Genomic DNA, 20,837 nt, shown 5'->3' with positions numbered 1-20,837 from the left:
CGACGGTTTGTCGGTGCGCATGCGTACCCAAACTCCGCCGAATCCGCGCGCAACGAGAAGTCGGCCGCTGGTGTGGCAGACCTCTAAGGCGGTCCTGGCGCTGCCGGAGTTTGCGGCGAGCCGTGCGTCAGCGCGTCGCGACATAGGCGATCAACCACTTCGCGGATACGAATCGGCTTCTCGACTACGTAGAGTGCAAGCCGGCTCGGTATGATTTCGCGGCTGTAGCCGGTGTAAATCAGAAAAGGGACGCTCCTCTTGAGAAGAATATCTGCGATTCCGAGCGAAGCTTCTCCCTGCAGGTCGATGTCGAGCAGCGCCGCATCGATAGCTGCGCTACTCGCTGCTTGGAAAGCGGCGCTTAGCTCGGAAAATGGGCCAACGGGCTCATGGCCGCTACGCCGGATCTCGACGGCGAGATCGTCAGCAATGAAATATTCGTCTTCCATAACGGCAATCTTCATTGGGCCTCCAATGACTTGCGGCAGGCTTTGCGAGAGCGGGGATCATCGTATCGATGATGCCGCAATGATCAATTCAAGGCCTGATTGTTGAGCACAAACTATGTCCGTTGCCGGACGCCCCCCAGAAACGCACCGGAGATCGCGTCAGAGTACGGCTGTCCTCAGCCGCGAGTACCCTTCTGTACCAAGTGTCTCTGCAACGCCGTCGCTGCTTGCGCATTCTCCATTGGTGGAATGCAGCAAGGGAGAAAGCTGATGAAGACTAAGCGCTCGAATTCAAGCAGATTGTGCGTTGCGGCCGCTGCGCTCGCTCTCGCGATGCCACTTGGAGCTTCAGCGCACGCCGCGCCGATGGTGGCCGCGAGCAGAATTGCTAACGACGACGCGAGGCTGGTGGAGGTCCAATGGAGGCCTGGCTATCATCACGGTTGGCATCGTCATCACTGGCGGGACGGATACCGGCACCGCTACAGCCGCGGCTGGGGTCCGACGGTAGGTGGCTTCGTGGCAGGTGCGGCGATCGGAAGCGCCGTCGCCAACAGCCGGGCGCAGGCAGCCGAGAACAACGCCTACTGCTCTCAGCGATACAAATCCTATGACCCGAGCTCGGGTACCTACATGGGTTACGATGGCATCAGGCATCCTTGTCCCTAGATCAGACGCCACCCCGGCGGCGACGGCCGTTCGGGGTGTCACAACTACGGAAACATGAGCACAGGAGATCCACAGATGAAGGCAGCGTCATTACTGACCGCCGCATTCCTTGCCGGCGCATCATCCGTTGCGTTGGCGCAAAACGCTCCGCAGACGACCGGCCCAGCAGACCATGGTTCGGGCCAGAATCAGCCCGCGGACCAACGCGGCGACAGCAGCCCCGCAAACAAAGCCGGCACGCCGTCTGATGGGACCCAGGAAAGCGTTCGGCAGCAGATGGTCAACGACTTGCAACAGGCAGGCTTCACGGACGTCAAGGTACGGCCGCAGTCGTTCCTGGTCGAGGCCAGAGATCGGTCGGGAAATCCGGTGACGATGTTCGTCGGCCCAAGCACCTTCGCTGAGGTGAAAACGGTCGGCGCGAACGCGCAGAAGAGTACTTCGAACGCAAACGCATCAGGCAATAGCACCAACGCGACTGCAGCCGGCCCCGGCGGAGCCTTCACGTCGGTGCCAGCGAAGGATGGACTGAGCTCGCAATTGATGGGCCTGCAGGTGTACAACAACGCCAAACAGGACATCGGCACCATCAAGGATGTCGCGCTCAATGAGAAAGGCATTGACGGCTATATCCTCTCAGTGGGAGGATTCCTGGGCATCGGCGATCACTACGTCGCGGTGCGGCCGTCGGCGATCAATTTGAAGTTTGATCATGCAGCCAAGAAGTGGACCGCCACCATGGACACGACGGCGGACCAGCTGAAGTCGGCGCCTGAGTTCAAATACCCCAGCAATAGCTGATCTTCTGAGGGCGGAGCGGTTTGGCGGAACCGCACCGCCCTTGCGCTATTTCTTCCAAGCTCGCCTCCTTTATGCGGCTTAAATAATGTTGGCCCGTGCCGAGAAATTTTTGACCGATCTGGGCGAGACGTTCTGGCTGGTGCCCATGCTCGTGGTGCTTTCCAGTCTGCTCGTGGCTTTCCTTGCTGTTCATCTCGACCGTACCGAAGCCGCCGCACTCTCGACGCTGCAGGATTGGCTTTACGACGGAGGCGCGACCGGCGGCCGCACCCTGCTCGGCACCGTTGCCGGCGCGACAATCGGCGTCGCTGGCACCGTATTTACGATTACCATTGCTGCCTTGTCCTTGGCCGCCGGCCAGATGGGGCCACGGCTCCTGCGCAATTTCACCTGCGACCGTGGCAATCAACTGACACTTGAGATGTTGCTTGGCACGTTCTGTTACGCTCTGGTCGTGCTGAGAAGCATTCGGACCGAGCCCGAGGGTGGCTTTGTCCCCCATCTGGCGTTGAGCGTCGGCATCGTGCTCGCGTTCGCCTGTGTCGCGATACTCGTCTATTTCGTCGGCCACGTCGCCGGTCGGATCAATGTGGAAACGGTGATCGAACTCGTCAGTGAAGACCTCGGCTCCGCGATACAACGGCTGACGACCCAGGATCCGCAACCTAAACCTCCGCCGGAAGAGTACTGGATCGGCTCGCTGCCTCTGAGAGATTCCCGGCGCGGCTATCTGCAGCATCTCGACGACGAGGGTCTGGCCACCTGGTCGGCCAAGCATCGCGCCAGCATTCGGCTGCTGGTCGGGCCTGGCGATTATGTTTTCCCTGGAGCAACTGTCGCGTTGGTCACTCCTCCCGTCGATGGTGCCGAGGTGGCGATTCAAAATGCGACAGCGCTCGGCGGCAGCAGCAGCGCTTCGACCGATTTGCGCTTCGCCGTCCGGCAACTCGTCGAGGTCGCGGTCAGGGCACTCTCTCCCGGCATCAACGACCCGCACACCGCTCTCGCGGTTCTGGACCGACTGGGAGCGGCGCTGTGCGATCTCGTGCCTTTGCACCTCCCGACAGGCGTGGCGATCAGGGGAAGTCAGCGGTCCTGGTCGTGCCGCGTGTGCAATATGGTCAATTGCTCGGCACCATATTTCACATGATCCGGCAAAGCGCCGGCGCGCAACCGGCAGTATCGATCCGAATGATCGAAGTCATGACCGAGGTCGCGAGCTGCGAACGCGATCCTGCCCGGCTCCTTGCTCTCTCGCACCACGCCGACCTCGTCCTCGCGGACGCGCGTCGAACGATTGCCGCCGCCGGCGACAGGGGGGACGTCGAGCGCCGACATCACGCGTTTGCTCTCGTGGTCCGTGCAGGCCCGATGGGGCAATTCACTGAACATGTCTTTCCTTTGGGGGGCGACGATGCGCCAAAGGCTGTCGCTCAGCCGACCGGCTCCCGATCTCGGAGTTGAGCTCGGCCCCCGCCAATATGGAATAGGCCGCGACCCAGAGCCACGTCATGAACACGGCAACGGCCGAGCGAGCCGTAGGTCTTCTGATAGGCGGCGAACGTGCTCACATACTCCGAGAAGGCGTATGAACCAGCAATCAATCCGGTCGTAGCCAGAAGCCCGCCGGCCGAAACAAGGTCCCATCTTGGTTCAGTGCGATTGGGTGCGTAACGGTAGAGCAGAGCAATGATTGCGATGATTATGCCCACGAGCAGCGGCCATCGTATCCACATCGCAGCAGCCTGCGAGCCAGTCGGTATTGGCAGGTAGCTGAGTAGGAGGGAAGCACCGCGATCAGGATCACGGCCCCACCGGCGAGCACAATCAACGCCACGGTCAGCGACAGAGCAACAGCATTGAAGAGAACCAATCCCCTCCCCTCCGGGACCGCGTAGGTCACGTTCAAGGCAGTCATGAGCGTGCCAGTCGCGTAGCGCGCACTCCAGATCGAAATACCCACACTCACCATCAGCCCGACGCCGAAAAGGGGGACGCGTGTTCTGCACGAGAGCCTTCAATCGCTCTGAAATGAGTGCCGTCGCTTCCCCCGGCAGGATCGCTTGGAGCGCGTTGAGCTGCCGCACGATGTCGTTGGTGTCGGCGACGAGCCCATAGAGTGACACAAGCGCGGCTATGGCGGGGAAGATCGAGAGAAAGGAATAGAAGACAACGGCGGCGGACAGGACCGAAATGTTGTGAACACCTAGCCTGACCCAAAAGGCCATTGCGATGGTGATGAACCTGCGCAGAGGGCTGCGGCTACCCCCGTTCAGTGGTTCAGCATTGGTACCGCTTCTGATCACGTCCGTTGCCAGCCGCTAAGCCTGAAGGAATGATGGAGAACCTCCCGTCGCTGCGCAGGTTCCAAGGCACCGAGCAACACGCCAAGTGCCTTCGTCATGGTTCGCAAACGTACTCACTTGTTGAGGAACCAAGGTATTTGGGCTCGCCTTAGTTCTTCAGCAGAAGCATGGGTACCGGCATGGCTCAGACGTATCGCGCAGCAGACTGGGCAGCATTCGTTCTCGGAGGCGTCATGATCCTCATCGGCTTCGTACTCGGGGCCGGCGGCGCGTGGCTGCTGTGGTTGGGGGGGTCGTTCTATTATCTGCCCAGCGGACTCATGCTGATCGTCTCGGGTGTTCTGTTGGCCCGCCGGCGCGTCGAAGGCGCATGGCTTTACCTTCTCCTCTTCCTGCTCACCCTCGCATGGGCGTTCTGGGAAGTTGGCGCCAACGGGTGGGCGCTGGTCCCACGGACGGTCGGTCCGGGTGTGTTACTGATCTTCGTGCTGGCTCTCACCCCGAAGCTTCGCCCGATCCGCCACCAATATGAACCTGCGGTGACTATCGTGGTCGGATTGCTCTTGTTGGTGGCTACCACTTTGTTGATGACGGGGGCTTTCAGGCCGGCAAGCGCCGCACCGTCCGTGGTGCCGTCGCCGACAAACGCGATGCCCGATCCTTCGCCTCTGAAGGCGGGCGCGGATTGGCCTGCCTATGGCGGCAGCTACAGCGCACGCCGCTATTCGCCGCTCGACCAGATCAATACGACCAACGTCGCCAAGCTCACCAAGGTCTGGACCTTCCATACCGGCGACCTGCCGACAAAGACCACGAAAGGCACCTACGGCGCGGAGAACACGCCGCTCAAGGTGGGCGATACCCTCTACGTCTGCACCCCCAAGAACCTCGTTCTTGCTGTCGATGCCAAGAGCGGCAAGCAGATCTGGCGATTTGACCCGCGCGTCCCGGACGAATTCATTCCGTACACAGCGGCTTGCCGGGGTCTCGCCTATTACGCGCTTCCGAATGCCGATCAGAGCGCCGCCTGCGCTCAGCGCATCATCGAAGGCACGCTCGATGCACGCCTCATCGCGATCGATGCGAAGACCGGCAAGCGCTGCCAGACGTTCGGCTATGACGGACAGGTCGACACTGCGACGGGCGTTGGCCGACACGACCCCGGCATGTTTGCGATCACGTCGGCGCCGACCATCGTCCGCGGCGTCATCGTCATCGGGCACGAAGTGCTCGACGGCCAAAAGCGGGACGCGCCGTCGGGTGTGATCCAGGGATATGATGCACAAACCGGCGCCTTGCGCTGGGCCTGGGACTTGGTCAAGCCCGATGCAGACGCACCGCCGCCGGTGGGACAGACCTATACCAGGGGCACGCCCAACATGTGGACGACCGCCTCCGGCGACGAGGAGCTGGGGCTCGTCTATCTGCCGCTCGGCGTCTCGGCCGTCGACTATTGGAGCAGCAGCCGCTCGGACCGCGAAAAAGAGTTCGCCACGTCTCTGGTGGCGCTCGATGTCACCACCGGTAAGCCCGCCTGGCACTTCCAGACCGTGCACAATGACGTCTGGGACTACGACCTCGGCTCTCAAGCCACTCTGGTCGACTTCCCGACCGACAACGGCGCGCCGGTGCCCGCGCTCGTGCTGCCGAGCAAGCGCGGCGACATTTTCGTGCTCGACCGGCGCACCGGCAAGCCGCTGGTCGGCGTCGAGGAGAGGCCAGTCCCGCAAGGCGGCGTCGAGCCGGCGCAGCGTGCAAAGACCCAGCCATTCTCGCTGTACCACACGCTGCGGAAGGCCGACCTCACCGAGCAGGACATGTGGGGCATGTCGCCGATCGATCAGATGATCTGCCGCATCCAGTTTCGTCGGGCAAGCTACAAGGGCATCTTCACACCGCCCACCGCCAGCCCGCACTGGATCGAATATCCCGGCTACAATGGCGGCTCCGATTGGGGCGGCATCGCCGTCGATCCCGTTCGCCAGGTCATCGTCGCGAACTACAACGACATGCCGAACTACAATCGCCTGGTGCCGCGCGACGAGGCCAACCGTCTCGGCTGGGCGCCGCGCGACCAGGCGCGCGGCGAAATCGGCGGGCAGGAAGGCGCGGGCGATCCGCAGCTCGGCTCCCCCTACGCCATCAACGTCAATGCGGGCTGGCGACTGCCCGGCACCGGGTTGTTGTGCAAGCAGCCGCCCTATGGCGGGATTCGCGCCATCGACCTGAAGACCGGCAAGACGTTGTGGGATCGCCCTTTGGGAGAAGCGCGGACGAATGGACCCTTCGGGATCCCGTCGATGCTGCCGATCACGATTGGAACGCCTAATAATGGAGGCGCCGTCGTGACTGCCGGCGGGCTGATCTTCGTCGCAGCGACGACCGACAATCTCATCAGAGCAATCGATATCAAAACCGGAAAAACTGTCTGGAAGGACGTGCTACCTGCCGGGGGCCAGGCCACGCCGATCACCTACGAGGCCGGCGGCCGCGAATATCTCGTCATCATGGCCGGCGGTCATCATTTCATGGAGACGCCGATCGGCGATTCCTTGATCGCCTACTCGTTGCCGAGCACCGGCCGCTGACTCCTGACGAGCAGAGGCAGCCTTGGGAAGTGTTGGTATGCAAGTCACCAAGAACGGAACGGACTTCGCATGTTGTCGCAGCCGTTGCGTCGCCCTTCAAACGTCCGGTCCGAGCTGGCGGGAATGGAAGACCAACGTTACTCAGTGCACTCGCCACCGCTGCGACGAGGGTAACACAGCGTGCCGGCAACAACTCAGGCCATGAGATCGCGCCAGTTCGCCGGTTCGTCAAAGTCGGCGACTACCGCCTGCGACAAGAAAAGCTTGTACGGCAACATACTAATCCACCGAATGTCGAAAAGACCCTTGGCGCCTTAGGACTATAGTGAACCAAAAGCAAAGATCCCAGGTAGAGCTAGACTCATCCCTCTCTGGATAAGCCTTCTCCAACTGGCGACGCACACACAGGAGGAGTCCAGATGAGCACGGGCAAGTATTTGCGCGTCACACGACGCCGTTTCCTGCAACACACCGGTCTTACCCTTGCCGCCGCATCGGTGCCGTCGGTATCTGCGCCGTTCGTCTCCCGCGCGCTTGCCGACACCAAATCCCTTTCCATCGTGCAGTGGAGCCATTTCGTCCCCGAGTACGACAAATGGTTCGATGCGTTCGCAAAGGACTGGGGAGAGAAACACCACGTCGAGGTCACCGTCGATCACATCCCGGTCGGCAACGTCGCCGCGCGCGCCGCCGCCGAGGCCTCCGCACAATCGGGCCACGATCTGTTCGGCTGGAACGGCGCGGGCGGCGCGCACCTCTACCGCAAGTTCCTCGTCGACGTGACGAGCCTCGTCGAGGCGACGGAGAAACAGTACGGCAAGGTCAGCACGATCGGGCGGCAGATCGGCTACAACCAGGACGACAAGACCTGGTCTGCGTTCCCCGATTTCTACATCAACTTCCCCATCATGTATCGCAAGAGCATGTGGGACGAGATCGGAGTGAAGCCGGACACGTGGGACAACGTGCGTACGGGCGGCGCCAAGCTGAAAGCCAAGGGTCATCCGGTCGGCATTTCGCTCGGGCACAGCAACGACCCGAATACGACCTGGCGCGGCCTGCTGTGGAGCTATGGCGGCGCGCTTCAGGACGCCGATGGCAAGAGCGTCGTGCTCAACAGCAAGGAGACGGTCGAAGCCGTCAAATATGTCTCGGCGCTATACAAGGAGGCGATGACGCCGGAAGTGCTGTCGTGGGACGACTCCAGCAACAACCGATATCTCGTGTCGGGCGTCGGCTCGCTGATCGTCAACCCGATTTCGGCCTACCGTACCTTCCAGAAGGCCAACAAGAAGGGCGCCGTCGACACCTTCGTGATGGCCCCTCCGAAGGGGCCGGTACGCCAGATCATGGGCGGCGCGTCCGAGTTCTACGGCATCTGGACGTTTGCCAAGAACAAGGAAGGCGCAATCGAGTTCCTAAAATACTACGCCGATCACTGGCCGGAAGCGTTCAAGGCGAGCGAGGGGTACAACAATCCCTGCTTCGCCAACCTCGTGCCGAAGCCGATGCCGATTCTGTCGAACGATCCGACCTCGACGCCGAATGACAAGCTTGCCGTGCTGCAGGATTCCGGACAGTGGTCGGCGTCCCCAGGATATCCCGGTCCGTCATGGCCTGCCGTCGACGAGGTCTACAACGACTTCGTCATCTGCGACATGATGTCGAAGGCCGCGACCGGTCAGATGTCGGCCGAGGACGCCGTCAAATGGGCGCACCAGCAGTCCGAGGCGATCTTCACCAAGTGGCACGGCAAAACCTGAGGCGGGGTCCGGACCGCGCTCGCGCGGGCCGGACACCCCAACGGTTGCTGCCTGTCGGACTGGCGCTCCGCCGCAAGATCGACGGCGGAGCGCAGTGCATTGATCTCAGGAGGTTCGATGGCTGCGGTATTGACTAGGGATATCGTCAAGAAATTCGGCGAGGTGCCTGCCGTCAACGGCATCTCGCTCACGGTGCCGGATGGCGAGTTCATGGTGCTGCTCGGCCCTTCGGGCTGCGGCAAAACGACGTTTCTGCGCATCATCTGCGGCCTCGAGCAACAGACGAGCGGCGATCTCCTGATCGGCGGCCACGTCGTCAACGACATCCCGCCGCGCGCTCGCGGCGTTGCGATGATGTTTCAGAGCTATGGTCTCTATCCGCACTACACCGTCCGCAACAACATTGCGTTTCCGTTGCGGACGCAGCGGGTGCCCCGCGAGGAAATCCAGAAGAAGGTCGATTGGGCCTCGCGGCTTCTTGGCATCGGCCATCTTCTCGACCGGCGGCCGCGTCAGCTCTCCGGCGGCGAGCGCCAGCGCGTTGCGCTTGCGCGCGCGCTCGTTCGCGAGCCGACTGCGCTTCTGCTCGATGAGCCGCTGTCCAATCTCGATGCCAAATTGCGCACCCTGGCTCGGCAGGAAATCAAGAACTTCCAGCAGAGCGTTGGCCTTACGACCGTCTACGTGACCCACGACCAGGTCGAAGCGATGGGCATGGGCGACCGCATTGCGGTCATCGACCATGGACGTATCAGGCAGGTGGGCACGCCAACCGAAATCTACGAAGATCCAGCCGACCTTTTCGTCGCGACCTTTGTCGGCGCGCCGCCGATGAACGTCGTGACGCACAACGGCGGCGGCTATTTGGGTTTCAGGCCGGAGAATTTCCTGCCCAGGAACATGATTGAAGATGGCGGCGCGACCGAATTCTCGTTTCGCGTCGACCGCTCCGAATATCTCGGGTCCGAGCGCATCGTTTACGGTGTGATCGCTGATTTCGATTCCAGCCAACCAATCACGGCGAAGTTGCCGCCAGCCCACGTCGCCGAAGCAAGCATTCATCCCGGGGAGTGGCATCGGTTCGCGGTGAAAAACAGCGCCTTGCGTCATTTCGACGCCGGCGGCAATCGCAACACTCGCCACTGAACCGGGGACAGCTGATGGCCGTCATTGCAGAGCCCATTGCCAAGCCGGTTTCGCGCTTTCACTTCGTACTCGATCGCCGCGAAGTGCTTGAAACGATTTTGGTCGCGCCGGCGATCCTGTACGTCCTGCTGCTCGTCGGTCTTCCGCTTCTACTCGCGATCTACTACTCGCTCAGCGCCTACACGATCTATAACCCGACCTGGAAGTTCGTCGGACTGGCCAATTTCGAGCAAATTCTGCAGGATCCAACTTTCCTCGACACGTTGCGCAACACGTTCATCTTTACGTTCGGGTCGCAATTGCTCGGCCTCGTGCTCGGAAAGTTCGGCGCGTTCTTGCTATTGCGACCCTTTCGGGGTCGCAAGATCGTGCGGGCGCTGATTATTCTGCCCTTTGCGGTGCCGGTCGCGCTCGCCACGATCGCCTGGCAATGGATGTTCGATTCGCTCTACAGCGTGATCAACTGGAGCCTCATTGCGGCTGGCTTCCTGACGCGCGAAGATGCGCCGAACTGGCTCGGCGATCCCTACCTTGCGATGCTGTGCATTGTCATCATCAACGCCTGGCGCTTCTTTCCATTTGCGATCGTGATCTTCCTCGCCGGCATCACCGCGGTTCCGCAGGACGTGATCGACGCGGCAACGGTCGATGGTGCGGGCTTCTGGCGCCGCAACTACCAGATCATCCTGCCGATGATCCTACCGATCATGGCCATCGGCCTGATCTTCGGCATCGTGTTCACGTTCACCGATCTTTCCATCGTGTTTTTGCTGACCATGGGCGGTCCCGGCGGCGCGACGTCGGTGCTGGGATTTGCGGGCTTTCAGACCGGCATCGTCTCCGGCGACGTGTCCCACGGTGCGGCCATCTCGCTGTTCATGCTGCCGGTGCTGCTCGTCGTTGTGATCTTCATGCTGCGCTTCATTCGTCGCTGGGAGATCTGACATGTCGTCCCCCGTTTCTCGCTCGCTCCGCGAAACTGGTTTCTTCCTAGGTGTCACATTCTTCGTGATCCTGGCTGCGTTTCCGTTCTATTGGATGGTGATCACGGCTTTCAAGCAGAACAGCGACCTTTACGACATCACCAACACCCCTTTCTGGTTCAACGAGCCGCCGACGCTCGAGCACATCAAATACCTGTTCGAGCAGACCTTGTTCACGCGCTGGCTGCTGAATTCGCTGGTCATCGGCCTCTGCGTCACCGCGATCACACTGGTCACCGCGGTTCCCGCCGGATACAGCCTTGCCCGCATGACCAGCAGAAAGGGCGAAGCTCTCGGCATCATGATCTTCCTGACCTACCTGGTGCCGCCGACCCTGTTGTTCCTGCCATTGTCGCGGATCATCGCCGTCCTCGGTCTGCAAAACTCGATGTGGTCGCTGGTGTTGGTCTACCCGACGTTCACGATCCCATTCTGCTCCTGGCTGTTGATGGGATTCTTCAAGGCGCTGCCGGTCGAGATCGAGGAAGCCGCAATCGTCGACGGCTGCAGCCTTTTCGGCGCCTTCATCAAGATGGCGATCCCGCTGTCGGTGCCGGCAATTTTGACGGTGGTGATCTTTACGTTCACCCTGACGCTTCAGGAGTTTGTCTACGCGCTGACCTTCGTCTCGTCATCCGACCAAAAGCCGATCACGTTGGGCGTCTCGACCGACTTAATCCGCGGAGACGTGTTCTTCTGGGGTGAGATCATGGCTGGCGCCCTGATCGCCGCGGTGCCGGTGGCTATCGCTTACAATCTCTTTCTCGATCGCTTCATCGCAGGTATCACGGGGGGAGCCGTCAAGTAAGCTGACCTCATCAGGTACGGACTTTGGGCTTGAGCCGAAGTGGTGCCGATCCCCCGCCGGTCCCGGGGAGTTCCTTGCGCTTTCGGCGGATCTGCACGCGTACGCTCTCGTGCGTGGGCAAGGTCGATTCTGGGATTCCAGCGCACGCCGATCCGCATTACACCCGGCGCGCTCGACGCGCAGACCTTGACGACATCTACCTTGAGTGTTGCACTCAGCAGCCGCTATCAGCGATTGTAACACGATCGGCAGTTTCTGGGGAAAACCATGGCCTGATGCCCCGACTGCCGAGGCTCTACAATACCTGTCGCCCCCCGGTCGCCGCCTGGAAGATTTACCTCTTCGCAAAAGAGACCGATGCCGACGTCTCGAAGCGCTCTCTACCATCGCAGCCCTCTTGGGGCACGGGAGCGATGCCAGCCAACCCGGCACTACGCCGTGGCGAGCACCGGACGGAAAGTCATCGTGCCGTCAGCCGATCGGGAGCGCGTCAGGCAAGTCGTCGATCTGCATTGGTTCGAGAAGCTAATCGTGGTGAAGCCTCAGATGCGGACGGTCAGTTCTTGAGCGCCACCCCTTCGCCGTGGGATTTGCTTCCATAGAGGAACACGACACCGCGCTCCTCGAGCGCGTTGCGCATCTTCCGAAACGTCGCGATCTTCAACGGATTGACCGGAATTTCCGTATCCGCCTCTAGTCGCGACACCGTACGCCGATCGACACCGATCTCGCGCGCGAGATCGAGCTGCTCCATACCGACAAGCGCGCGGGCAGCGCGAATCATCCGCCCTGAGGGTATCTTGTCGCCGGCCACCGTGGGCTCCGAATCGAAAAACGGTTAACCATACACCGGATCGCGACGAGGACGACAGTAGCGCTCTTGCGCGCATGTCCCATATGGGATATATCTCATATGGGATATGTATGCGAGACCTGCAAGTGACGCAATCTGACCTCATCGCGGCCCCGACGAACGCCCCCGGGCGCGGCTTCACGGCCACGACCGTCTTTATCGATGGCAGCGCGAGCGGGATCCGTCTGGTCAAGTCATTCGGTTCCAGGTTGTCCGTTCTGGTCCTGCCATTCTCCGAGCTCGCACGCCTCAAAGAGCGCGTGAGGCCTTGGGACTACGTCGTTTATGTGATCGACGACCCCTCGCCGGCCAGCCAGCAGGAGACCTACATCGGTCATGGCGACGGCGAGCGAAGGTTTGGAGAACGCCTTGGCAAAGCTCTCAGCGCGACCACTCTGATCTACGTCGTCATCGCCGAGGGCGCCACGTTCGACAAGGTCACCGCGCCCTATGTAGAAGCCAGGCTGATCAGCATCTGTACCAGCCTCAACATTCCTCTCGCCAATTCGGATCTCCCTATGGGCCGGGGGCTTGGCATTTTAGACGATCTCGAGCAGTTGGTTGCCCACGCCGAAACGCTGCTGTTTTTGGCCGGCTTCACGCGGATCGAGATCGCACGCAGAAATCCACCTACGTTGCGCCTGCGCCTTTCCGTGACGACGGATCGCGACGAAATGGTTGCGATGACGCAAGAAGAGATGACGCTCGTTCCTCAGAAGGGCATTCAATATCGACTGGACTGCCGGAATTTGGATTCTGTTGGTTACGGCTGGAACGATCGCTTCTACGTCATGCCGGGCGCCGACTACGCGCGACGTACGCGGAGCGATTTGTCGTACGACAACCGGCGACGCCGCGATCTCCTTGTGGCCGCGAAGTGGGTCGGTCCGGCCAGCCGGCATCCGGACAAGATGAAGTTGAACGTCGGTTTCCACTGTCGTAGCGGCGCTTTCGCTGCCAAGTTGCTCTCCGGTGAGCATATCGACGAGAAGAGCTGGCTCGCGGTCGAGACGAAGGCGCCGACGTGCGGGGTGCCGGAATGAACCTGCGTACAATCGCCGCGTCGAAGAGGCCCCTGCAGCAAGTATTCATCGACCGAGCTCGCGGCGGCACAGGATTTTCGGGGCTGCCACGGCCGATTCTGGACGAAGACGATGAAATCGCCTCATATGACGGAGGCGACCAGGCTCCTCGCGCGAGGTCCTGCAGCCCCGAGCTTGCCACCGCCGCCGTCCTCCTCGGCCGCGCCTTCGAGACCTCACGCGACGCGCTGGCCGGAATGCTGGATCCAGACGCCGTCATCGTCATCCAGGTGCCCCACCCGAGTTTGGTGCAGCCGGTGCGTCGCTTCTTACGACTTTTGCTTGCGAACGACACGCCCCTGATAGACGGCGACGACCTCGACGACCGCAGCCATGTGACTCGAGCGGGAGGATCCGCGGTCGTATTCACGGAGCCCACGAAATCGAAGACCTCCTCCAAGGAAGACAATGAAGCCCTCGCAATCGCGATGCGCTTGCGCTGCGCGACCATCGGAATAGGGACGCCGTTCGGCAATTTGCCCAAGAGCTTGCTCCGGCTCGCCGAGCATCGTGTCATAGTTCCAGCCATCGATGCCGTTGTCCTCGCCGAGGTGATAGAAGCCGTCACCGGCACGCGGCCCGTCGTCGTCGACGCCTCGATCGCCGCCCGTGCGACCATCAATGACCTCGCGATCGCCGTGAACGACGAGATCGGCGCCGAACGCTCGCTCGAACGTCTGCGACGCCTCGTCGAGCCCGAAATCTCAGACGATGTGACCCCGCTTTCCGAACTTTCGGGCTTGGGCGACGCGAAGAACTACTGCATGGACGTGGTCGATTCGATGAGGGCATACCTCGCTGGAACGCGTCCGTGGAGTGAATGTCCGCATGGCCTATTGGTGTCCGGTCCTCCCGGCACCGGGAAGACCTCGCTGATGCGCTCGCTGGCGCGCGAGCTGCCCAACGTTCACTTCATTGCCACAAGCTACGCGCAGTGGCAGGCACACAAAACCGGTCACCTTGGGGACGTGACCTCCAGCATCCGTGCAACGTTCGCGGAAGCATTTCAGCGGCGCCCTACTATCATTTACATCGACGAATGTGACGCCATCCCCGCGCGTGGAACTACGAAAGACAACTCTTGGTGGAATGCAATCGTTGCGACGTTGCTCGAGTGCATGCAGGGCTTCGAGCGGGTGGAGGGCGTCTTCGTCTGCGCCTCCTGTAACGATCCCAATCGTCTCGATCCTGCGCTTGTCAGGGCCGGACGCCTCGATCATCATATCAGAATCGAACTGCCTGACGTGGCGGCATTAATCGGCATTTTCAGAACGCACCTCCGCTCCGATTGCGCCGGCTCAGACCTGCGCGAAGCCGCACTTGCCGCTCGCGGTCACAGCGGTGCCGACGTCGAAAGGTGGGTTCGCATGGCCCGCCTAGCGGCGCGCAAGGCCGGCAGGGATCTCACCGAGGAGGATCTTGTTAGCGTGGTCCGCGGTGGCAAGGCCGAGCTTCCGCGAGATCTTCGCCTTTGCATCGCCTACCACGAAGCCGGACACGCGATCGCGCACCTGGCGCTCGGCACCGCCATGCCGAAATCGCTCTCGATCGGCGGCGACGGTGGCTTTGCGCAGAGTACGCCGGCAAGGCTTCAGCTCCCAACCCGCGATTACCTCGAAAGACTTCTCATGACGATCCTGGCCGGGCGGGCCGCAGAAGAGCTCAAGTTCGGTGAGGCAACGACCGGCGCCGGCGGAACGTCAACGGAATGCGACTTGGCTCGCGCGACGAGCTTGGCGCTGAGAATCGAGAGTGCGTATGGATACGGACATACGGGTCTCGTGACGCTCAGCGAGGACCAAGTCACCGACGCCCATCTGCTCATGAATGGGCCGCTCCGTTCGGCAACCAACGACACCTTGAAGCGCTCCTACGCCAAGTCGCTGGGTCTACTTAAGCAGAACGACCGGTCGCTTGACGCGCTGGCGGAAGCCCTGTTCGTCGCGGGCTATCTCGATCAGGTCGAGATCGCCGCAATCATCTCCGCCAACCCGCTCGCACAGACGGCGGCCGTCCTGTCTCGCGAGCCGCCTCTCCCCTGTGCTGATTAACCTGCCACTGGAGAGAGGCTCACTCGAAGGAAGACCATGTACAACGAGGCCAGCGAGGCACTAGCGAAGCAGCTGGAGGCAACCGGACAGTACAGGGTGCTGCGCCGCATCGCGCCGCACGTCCCCGGCTACAGTTCTGAAGGCGGAGCGAAGATCGGTATAGTGCTCGACGTCGAGACGACGGGGCTCGATCCCAATCGGGACGAGGTCATCGAGCTGGCCATGATCAAGTTCGCCTATTCCGCCAGCGATCGGATTTTGGGGATCATTGACATCTTTCAAGGTCTACAGGAGCCGTCGTCGCCCATCACTCCAGAGATCACGGCACTAACTGGGATCACCAACGAAATGGTTGCCGGCCGAGCGATCGACCCCCTGGCAGTCGATCGCTTCGGTTCCGAGGCCCACATAATTTTGGCACATAACTCAGCGTTCGATCGAAAGTTCGCGGAAAGATTTTGGCCAGTCTTTGTGCACAAACCGTGGGCTTGTTCGTCGAGCGGCATCCCGTGGAAAGAACATGGTTTCGCGAGTGCCAAACTCGAGCACCTGCTGGCCGCGTGCGGCTTCTTCTATGATGCGCACCGTGCGGTCGACGACTGCCATGCCCTCATGACTCTACTGGCCCAGGAGCTATCGCACAACTCCACAACTGTCCTGGCTGGCCTCCTCGAGCGCGCGCGGCGAAAGACGGTCCGGGTCTGGGCACAAGGGGCGCCCTTCGAACTGAAGGATACCCTCAAGCGCCGCAACTATCATTGGAGCGACGGTACCGACGGGCGGCCGAAATCCTGGTACAAGGATATCGAAGAGGAAATGTTGGGAGCCGAGCTGCGCTTCCTCAAGAGCGAAATCTACCAGCTCGAGATTGAAATTCTCCGGCAAGAGTTTACCGCAATCGATCGATATTCATGCAGGGCCTAGGCGCGCAGAACGGCCAAGTTGTAGTCTGTCGGGCCGACCAACTTATTTCCTGGGTAACTTAGTGGACCTCTCTGGAGCCGGTGGCAATGCGTAGACTAGCCCCGTGCGCTGCACAAAGCCCGCGTTGCTGCGGTCACGATGAAGCTGCCCCGGAGGGGGAAAGTCAGAACGAGATTTTTTAACCTCCTCAAATTTTCTGACACGAATTTGCCCTACTAAAGTTCACGCCCGTGGTCGAAGGCTTGAAGAAGACCAGTGGGTCTCTTGGGAGTGATGCTACAGGTGTCGCTCCAGCTCTCACCGGAAAAATTTCACCGGTGCAGGTGGAGACCCCTCAAAATCTTTCAGATGATGTCGTGCACCCTTTCCGCGCCGATCAACTTCGCCACGCGATTCGCCGTCACGAGCGGAATGCCACAGAAGAAGACTGTCGGATTTCCTTGCAACATGGTTTTCCCACAGCTCGGCAGCATGCCTTCGACGTACGATCTCTTCCGACGCGGAGGGCGCCGACGGCTGAGGGAATTCGAACTCGTCCCAGTCGGATTTGAAATTGGGGTGGATCTGTTTTGGCTCTAACGGAGCAACCAACTTCAGAGGCCGAACGCTGGAATTGCGGTCCATGATTAAACGCATCAACGGGTGCTCGGCTCCTGCCAATGGGCCCTCATTCTGTTTGTCCGGAATTGATCGGGTGGCGCTAGGCAAACCGACATGAGTTTCGGCCGGAAGGTTTTGGACTACAGGCGCGGGATAGCTCAATACGAAGGTCGCGGCGTCTCTGGAGGCCAGAATGGCAGCCTCGGTCGCCTTCTTCGCATCGTTGATCTTCCTGCGGACCTCCGCAGCGCGCGCGACGTTGCCGGTTTGCGGCACCTTCTCGCTCGCGACCCCGATCAGCCCGCGCCGCCGGCGGCCATGCTGTACCCGGCCATATTTCGCCTGTGTTCGGTCGGTGCAGTGCCCGCAAGCCGCCGCAACGGCTACGCCAGCCCCTAAGGTCGCCTTTAAGTCCGCGATGACCTGATTGCGGAACACGTAAGGCGTGATGTTGACGTGGCAGCCCGGCAACGCGATCTTGCCCAGTCTCAGCAACTTTTTCCGGCTGGCGTCCTTTGAGTGGAGGCTGACCACTAGCCCTTCGCCGTCACATCGCTCCGCCAGGTAGGAAGCTCCCCCTCCCGCCACCGCGGGGTTGATCTTCACGACCGTGATGCCGGTGCCGAACTTGCCGCCGTGGGACTTGGCGGGTGCGATCGTGATGTCGATGCGATGTGCCGAACGGCGTTTCACCAGCACGCCTTCCGACCATCCGGAGCCGCGCTCGCCGGGCATCATGTCTTCCGACCGAACCGGCACAAGCAGTCGAACCGCCAGGGCATCGAGATCCGCCAGGTCCGAGGCATCGGTCCAGGTCTCAAGTGCCTTTTGCCAGACGGTATCATCCCACGCCGGCGGCAGTTCTCCCAGCACGTGAAGCTTGGAGTTTGCGCCGGGCACAGGATGAGGGCCATTCGCCGCCTCCCAACGCGATGCAGACGACTTCAACGCCGCCGCGCCCTCCTCCAGCGGCGGATCGATTTCCACCACCGGCTCGATGCGGCTCAGGAGACGAACCAGGACTGCAGCGCACGACCTGGCTGCGCCAACATCGTTGCGAAGGCGAGCTATCTCAAGGCCGCTGCAAAGGCGCACCAAGACCGACCGGCTGGCCCAATACATGGCAGCGCGACGGTAGTAATAAGTGCCCTTGGCGATGCCCGGCAACAAAGGATCAAGGACCGGCTCTCGCAACATATTCGCGAGAGTGCGGCGATAGCGCTTCCCCGTCGTGGCGCTAACCTGGCGATCAGGCAGCCTGCCGATCAGTTCCTCGGTCCTTTGAACTAGTGCCGCGTAGTCCATCGCCCTGCTCACTTCGCCGACGCCCTCGTTATTGTCGGACGCGGAGCAACGGTAACCCGGCAGCCTGCAAGGCGGGATCCACCTCATTCGAGGAGCACAACGAAAAGCGCGGCATCCCGGCCGTCACCATGGCCTTTGTAAGGTCCACGAATGGCCCAATGGGAGAAGCTAGACGGAAGCCCTCAAAAAACGAAGTGCGATCAAAGGATTACAGGCAGCCCGTGCGGCGGGGAAACCCGGGCTCCCCGGTTAGCACCAACAACAGATTTATTCAAAAACTTAGATCGAGTTCCAAATGCCGGCACCTGATGATCCGCCAAAGTGGTCCACTGGAGCCTTGTCGATCTCCACCCATCTGCGCCCCCGAGGTTAGCGGGTCTCTTACGGTCGAAAAAGCCGAAGCGCCTTGCAGCCAGCGACCTTATTTTTAAGCTCAAGACCCCCCGACTATCCAACCGCCCGCCGATAGGTCTCTCTCCGGAAGATCGAGTCCATGAGCTCACCGGACCACTCAGTCGAGCCGAAATTGGAACCGCTGTTCGCGGCTGGATCGACGGCGTCGCCTTCGAAGCCTGGTGTCGGTCAACACCCGGATGCTCTGACCTCTGGACCACGGTCTCAATGCCGTCCGCAGCGACAGCCTTCTGACTGGCGGCAACCAAGTGCGCCTATTCGGCCGATGACCATTTTGAGGTCGATCCGGACACCGCCCGGACACCTCTTGCAGCGCATGCGCGCATGATCATCCTAGGAGTGATTGAGCCCATCGGAGGAGAATGACGAGAGCCCGGGATCCGATAGGTTTTTATCGAGGTGCATGGTCCTTGACTGTTAGGTATTGATCCGACTTCCGCGCGTGACCCCGTCGTCATTTCGAACTGGAAGGATTCCGTCGCGGTCCGCATTGCCATTGCGCCGGAATGTGGGAGCGGTTTTTCAGCACGCCCAACCTATTGCAGCGTGCCCCGAGCGCGCTCCGTCGGCCCAGGAAGGACCCAGCCATGATCACACGCGGCGGAGGCGCAAGCCGACCGGGTTCGGACCTTCAAAAATGAACTCTAAGCCCCTCAGCTCGAATGCTTTGCGTATCTTCTCGAGCGTTCGCTCGGTCGCCCCTCGAAACCCGCTTTCAATGCGATAAATGGTCCGCACCTCGACGTTCGATGCGTCGGCGAGCTCTTGCTGCGAAATATTCAACCAAGCTCGCGCAGCGCGGATTTGTTCCACCGAGATCATATCTTAAGACCTTGTTAACGTTATTTTGTCGAATCACCTGACATCTCAGGCCCACCATGAGAAGGATATTCCGAGCACCAACGCAACCCCTCGCGGAGCGCTACTACCGCGCGGGCGTCTCAGCGAAAGGACGTCGCTATGAAGGACATGAACAAGGCCCCTGGGCGCGACAGAAAGACTGCGCGCGGGCTCCGCAGGGATGGCGACAACCATGCCAGCGAGCACGGCGCCGGAATGCCCCTTTCCTCTCTCGGAGATCAGGCGTGGAGATTCGGTGCGGCTCCGACTTGGCCATTCTCACCGAATGACAGCACGCCCCTGACCTGGTGGCGCAGTCTGCCTGCGCACATCCTTCGTGACCAGGAGCGCGCGCAAATCAGCGAGACGCTGCAGCACGTGGACGTCCTTCGTTCTGACGCCGAATTCCGAGCTGCCCTGAATGGCGATGTCGATGCCGCCATCGCTACGGCCCTATCGATGATGCCCATCGAGAACATCGATTTTCACACCGACATCGCGATGACGGCACTGCTTCACTGCGCGCTCGCTGGTCAAGCATCCGCCGCACTCGTCCTCGCACAGATCGTCGGGCTCACCGATGTGGGCCACGCCCTCTCGAGAGAACTTTCGGTGTCGTGGTTGGGGTGGGGCTTCCGCTACTCCACCGAACCCGAAAAATTCGGTGAGGCCGGCGCCGTAGTGTTGTCGGCGATCAAGGCCCACGAGCACGGGACGGAGGAAGACTAACTTGCCCGCCCTATCCGCCGCATTCCAGCGGGCGACTACGCTCGAAGCCTTGCAGGAATCGGCGGTCGATGATCCCGAGGACGTGATCGCCGGAATCTGCCGCTAGTGATCAGGTTCTTGCTCGATCCAGCGGCCGAGGACTGAATGAAGTCATCCATTTCAACCACGAGTGAATCCGTGATCGAGCAAACGGCGATGTCCAACAATCCGCTGTCATCCAGTTCTAGACCCGTCATGTCACTTCAGAGACACCATCGGTCAGTGGTCTCTGACCGAAGTGAGGGCGTCGGATCGGCTCGATGATTCCTGTGAGCGTCCCTTGATGCTCGCCGAACCGTCCGAACACGCCGGTGGTAGCGACGGAGAGCTGGCCTTCCAGCACAGGACTGGCAATCTGTAGGTGGGCGCAAGCAGCAGCACGGGCCCCTTGGCCTTGAGACTCGCATCCAGGCTGACGGTCGCGGTCGGCGGAACGCGGCCCATCTGGATTTGCGAGGCGGCGGCCACATTGCCGGTGGGTGACGGA

Annotated in this window: 17 protein-coding genes and 1 pseudogene; 12 read left to right on the top strand and 6 right to left on the bottom strand. The window is 61.1% G+C overall.

Features of this window, described 5'->3' with window-relative positions:
* Positions 1–83: 83 nt before the first annotated feature.
* Entirely contained in the window at positions 84–464 is a 381-nt protein-coding gene (locus JQ580_RS27890) for a response regulator (RefSeq protein ID WP_212283643.1), read from the bottom strand.
* A gap of 234 nt (positions 465–698) precedes the next feature.
* On the opposite strand from JQ580_RS27890, the gene JQ580_RS27885 reads away from it, so the two are divergent.
* From JQ580_RS27885 to JQ580_RS27875, 3 genes are all read left to right on the top strand, one after another.
* Positions 699–1,118 (top strand): BA14K family protein, encoded by a 420-nt coding sequence (locus tag JQ580_RS27885; protein WP_311982544.1) that lies wholly within the window; start codon positions 699–701, stop codon positions 1,116–1,118.
* A gap of 75 nt (positions 1,119–1,193) precedes the next feature.
* Positions 1,194–1,919 (top strand): PRC-barrel domain-containing protein, encoded by a 726-nt coding sequence (locus JQ580_RS27880; RefSeq protein WP_212283641.1) that lies wholly within the window; start codon positions 1,194–1,196, stop codon positions 1,917–1,919.
* An 85-nt stretch (positions 1,920–2,004) separates the two neighbouring features.
* Complete coding sequence (locus tag JQ580_RS27875) at positions 2,005–3,069, top strand: DUF2254 domain-containing protein (protein WP_283813996.1); 1,065 nt, start codon at positions 2,005–2,007, stop codon at positions 3,067–3,069.
* Here the strand turns inward: JQ580_RS27875 and JQ580_RS34155 are convergent.
* Both JQ580_RS34155 and JQ580_RS34370 read right to left on the bottom strand, forming a co-directional pair.
* Positions 3,006–3,311 carry a hypothetical protein gene (locus JQ580_RS34155; protein ID WP_283813995.1) on the bottom strand — a complete coding sequence of 102 codons (306 nt, stop codon included), beginning with the start codon at positions 3,309–3,311 and terminating at the stop codon, positions 3,006–3,008. The genes JQ580_RS27875 and JQ580_RS34155 overlap by 64 nt on opposite strands.
* A 41-nt stretch (positions 3,312–3,352) precedes the next feature.
* Positions 3,353–4,147 (bottom strand): annotated as a pseudogene (locus tag JQ580_RS34370) (YihY/virulence factor BrkB family protein).
* Between the two features lie 311 nt (positions 4,148–4,458).
* On the opposite strand from JQ580_RS34370, the gene JQ580_RS27865 reads away from it, so the two are divergent.
* The 5 genes from JQ580_RS27865 to JQ580_RS27845 all read left to right on the top strand — a co-directional run bounded on the left by JQ580_RS27865 (position 4,459) and on the right by JQ580_RS27845 (position 11,513).
* On the top strand, positions 4,459–6,813 hold the full coding sequence (locus JQ580_RS27865) for a membrane-bound PQQ-dependent dehydrogenase, glucose/quinate/shikimate family (protein WP_249134475.1): 2,355 nt from the start codon (positions 4,459–4,461) through the stop codon (positions 6,811–6,813).
* A gap of 419 nt (positions 6,814–7,232) precedes the next feature.
* Entirely contained in the window at positions 7,233–8,576 is a 1,344-nt protein-coding gene (locus JQ580_RS27860; protein ID WP_212283635.1) for an ABC transporter substrate-binding protein, read from the top strand.
* A 117-nt stretch (positions 8,577–8,693) separates the two neighbouring features.
* Positions 8,694–9,722, top strand: coding sequence for an ABC transporter ATP-binding protein (locus JQ580_RS27855; protein ID WP_212283633.1), 1,029 nt, complete (start codon positions 8,694–8,696; stop codon positions 9,720–9,722).
* A gap of 14 nt (positions 9,723–9,736) precedes the next feature.
* A complete protein-coding gene (locus JQ580_RS27850) occupies positions 9,737–10,666 on the top strand; it encodes a carbohydrate ABC transporter permease (RefSeq protein WP_212283631.1) in 930 nt (309 codons plus the stop codon).
* Position 10,667: 1 nt separating this feature from the next.
* Positions 10,668–11,513: a carbohydrate ABC transporter permease gene (locus tag JQ580_RS27845; RefSeq protein WP_212283629.1), complete on the top strand. Its 846-nt coding sequence runs from the start codon at positions 10,668–10,670 to the stop codon at positions 11,511–11,513.
* 556 nt (positions 11,514–12,069) lie between these two features.
* Here the strand turns inward: JQ580_RS27845 and JQ580_RS27840 are convergent.
* Complete coding sequence (locus JQ580_RS27840; protein WP_212283627.1) at positions 12,070–12,327, bottom strand: helix-turn-helix transcriptional regulator; 258 nt, start codon at positions 12,325–12,327, stop codon at positions 12,070–12,072.
* Positions 12,328–12,452: 125 nt separating this feature from the next.
* Between JQ580_RS27840 and JQ580_RS27835 the strand changes: the two genes are divergently transcribed.
* From JQ580_RS27835 to JQ580_RS27825, 3 genes are read left to right on the top strand one after another with little or no spacing between them, the layout of a single operon-like run.
* Entirely contained in the window at positions 12,453–13,409 is a 957-nt protein-coding gene (locus JQ580_RS27835; protein ID WP_212283625.1) for a hypothetical protein, read from the top strand.
* Positions 13,406–15,499, top strand: a complete 2,094-nt coding sequence (locus JQ580_RS27830) for an AAA family ATPase (RefSeq protein ID WP_212283623.1) — start codon at positions 13,406–13,408, stop codon at positions 15,497–15,499. Before JQ580_RS27835 ends, JQ580_RS27830 begins: the two co-directional genes overlap by 4 nt.
* Positions 15,500–15,535: 36 nt before the next feature.
* A complete protein-coding gene (locus tag JQ580_RS27825) occupies positions 15,536–16,423 on the top strand; it encodes a 3'-5' exonuclease (RefSeq protein ID WP_212283621.1) in 888 nt (295 codons plus the stop codon).
* Between the two features lie 297 nt (positions 16,424–16,720).
* Here the strand turns inward: JQ580_RS27825 and JQ580_RS27820 are convergent, their stop codons facing one another.
* Together JQ580_RS27820 and JQ580_RS27815 are read right to left on the bottom strand one after the other, a co-directional pair.
* Positions 16,721–18,328, bottom strand: coding sequence for a hypothetical protein (locus JQ580_RS27820; RefSeq protein WP_212283619.1), 1,608 nt, complete (start codon positions 18,326–18,328; stop codon positions 16,721–16,723).
* Between the two features lie 1,005 nt (positions 18,329–19,333).
* On the bottom strand, positions 19,334–19,564 hold the full coding sequence (locus JQ580_RS27815; protein WP_212283617.1) for a helix-turn-helix transcriptional regulator: 231 nt from the start codon (positions 19,562–19,564) through the stop codon (positions 19,334–19,336).
* Positions 19,565–19,702: 138 nt separating this feature from the next.
* Here JQ580_RS27815 and JQ580_RS27810 point away from each other — a divergent pair, with 138 nt between their 5' ends.
* Entirely contained in the window at positions 19,703–20,311 is a 609-nt protein-coding gene (locus tag JQ580_RS27810) for a hypothetical protein (RefSeq protein ID WP_212283615.1), read from the top strand.
* The last annotated feature ends 526 nt before the right edge of the window (positions 20,312–20,837 follow it).

Origin of the sequence: Bradyrhizobium sp. SZCCT0148 (assembly GCF_018129985.1) — a bacterium.
GTDB lineage: Bacteria > Pseudomonadota > Alphaproteobacteria > Rhizobiales > Xanthobacteraceae > Bradyrhizobium > Bradyrhizobium japonicum_H.
This window is presented reverse-complemented; position numbering and strand designations above follow the sequence as displayed.

Coding starts and splice junctions, on each gene's coding strand:
- JQ580_RS27890 (WP_212283643.1), bottom strand. CDS start 464: ATGAAGATTGCCGTTATGGAAGACGAATATTTCATTGCTGACGATCTC.
- JQ580_RS27885 (WP_311982544.1), top strand. CDS start 699: ATGCAGCAAGGGAGAAAGCTGATGAAGACTAAGCGCTCGAATTCAAGC.
- JQ580_RS27880 (WP_212283641.1), top strand. CDS start 1,194: ATGAAGGCAGCGTCATTACTGACCGCCGCATTCCTTGCCGGCGCATCA.
- JQ580_RS27875 (WP_283813996.1), top strand. CDS start 2,005: ATGTTGGCCCGTGCCGAGAAATTTTTGACCGATCTGGGCGAGACGTTC.
- JQ580_RS34155 (WP_283813995.1), bottom strand. CDS start 3,311: ATGTTCAGTGAATTGCCCCATCGGGCCTGCACGGACCACGAGAGCAAA.
- JQ580_RS27865 (WP_249134475.1), top strand. CDS start 4,459: ATGATCCTCATCGGCTTCGTACTCGGGGCCGGCGGCGCGTGGCTGCTG.
- JQ580_RS27860 (WP_212283635.1), top strand. CDS start 7,233: ATGAGCACGGGCAAGTATTTGCGCGTCACACGACGCCGTTTCCTGCAA.
- JQ580_RS27855 (WP_212283633.1), top strand. CDS start 8,694: ATGGCTGCGGTATTGACTAGGGATATCGTCAAGAAATTCGGCGAGGTG.
- JQ580_RS27850 (WP_212283631.1), top strand. CDS start 9,737: ATGGCCGTCATTGCAGAGCCCATTGCCAAGCCGGTTTCGCGCTTTCAC.
- JQ580_RS27845 (WP_212283629.1), top strand. CDS start 10,668: ATGTCGTCCCCCGTTTCTCGCTCGCTCCGCGAAACTGGTTTCTTCCTA.
- JQ580_RS27830 (WP_212283623.1), top strand. CDS start 13,406: ATGAACCTGCGTACAATCGCCGCGTCGAAGAGGCCCCTGCAGCAAGTA.
- JQ580_RS27825 (WP_212283621.1), top strand. CDS start 15,536: ATGTACAACGAGGCCAGCGAGGCACTAGCGAAGCAGCTGGAGGCAACC.
- JQ580_RS27820 (WP_212283619.1), bottom strand. CDS start 18,328: ATGGACTACGCGGCACTAGTTCAAAGGACCGAGGAACTGATCGGCAGG.
- JQ580_RS27815 (WP_212283617.1), bottom strand. CDS start 19,564: ATGATCTCGGTGGAACAAATCCGCGCTGCGCGAGCTTGGTTGAATATT.
- JQ580_RS27810 (WP_212283615.1), top strand. CDS start 19,703: ATGAAGGACATGAACAAGGCCCCTGGGCGCGACAGAAAGACTGCGCGC.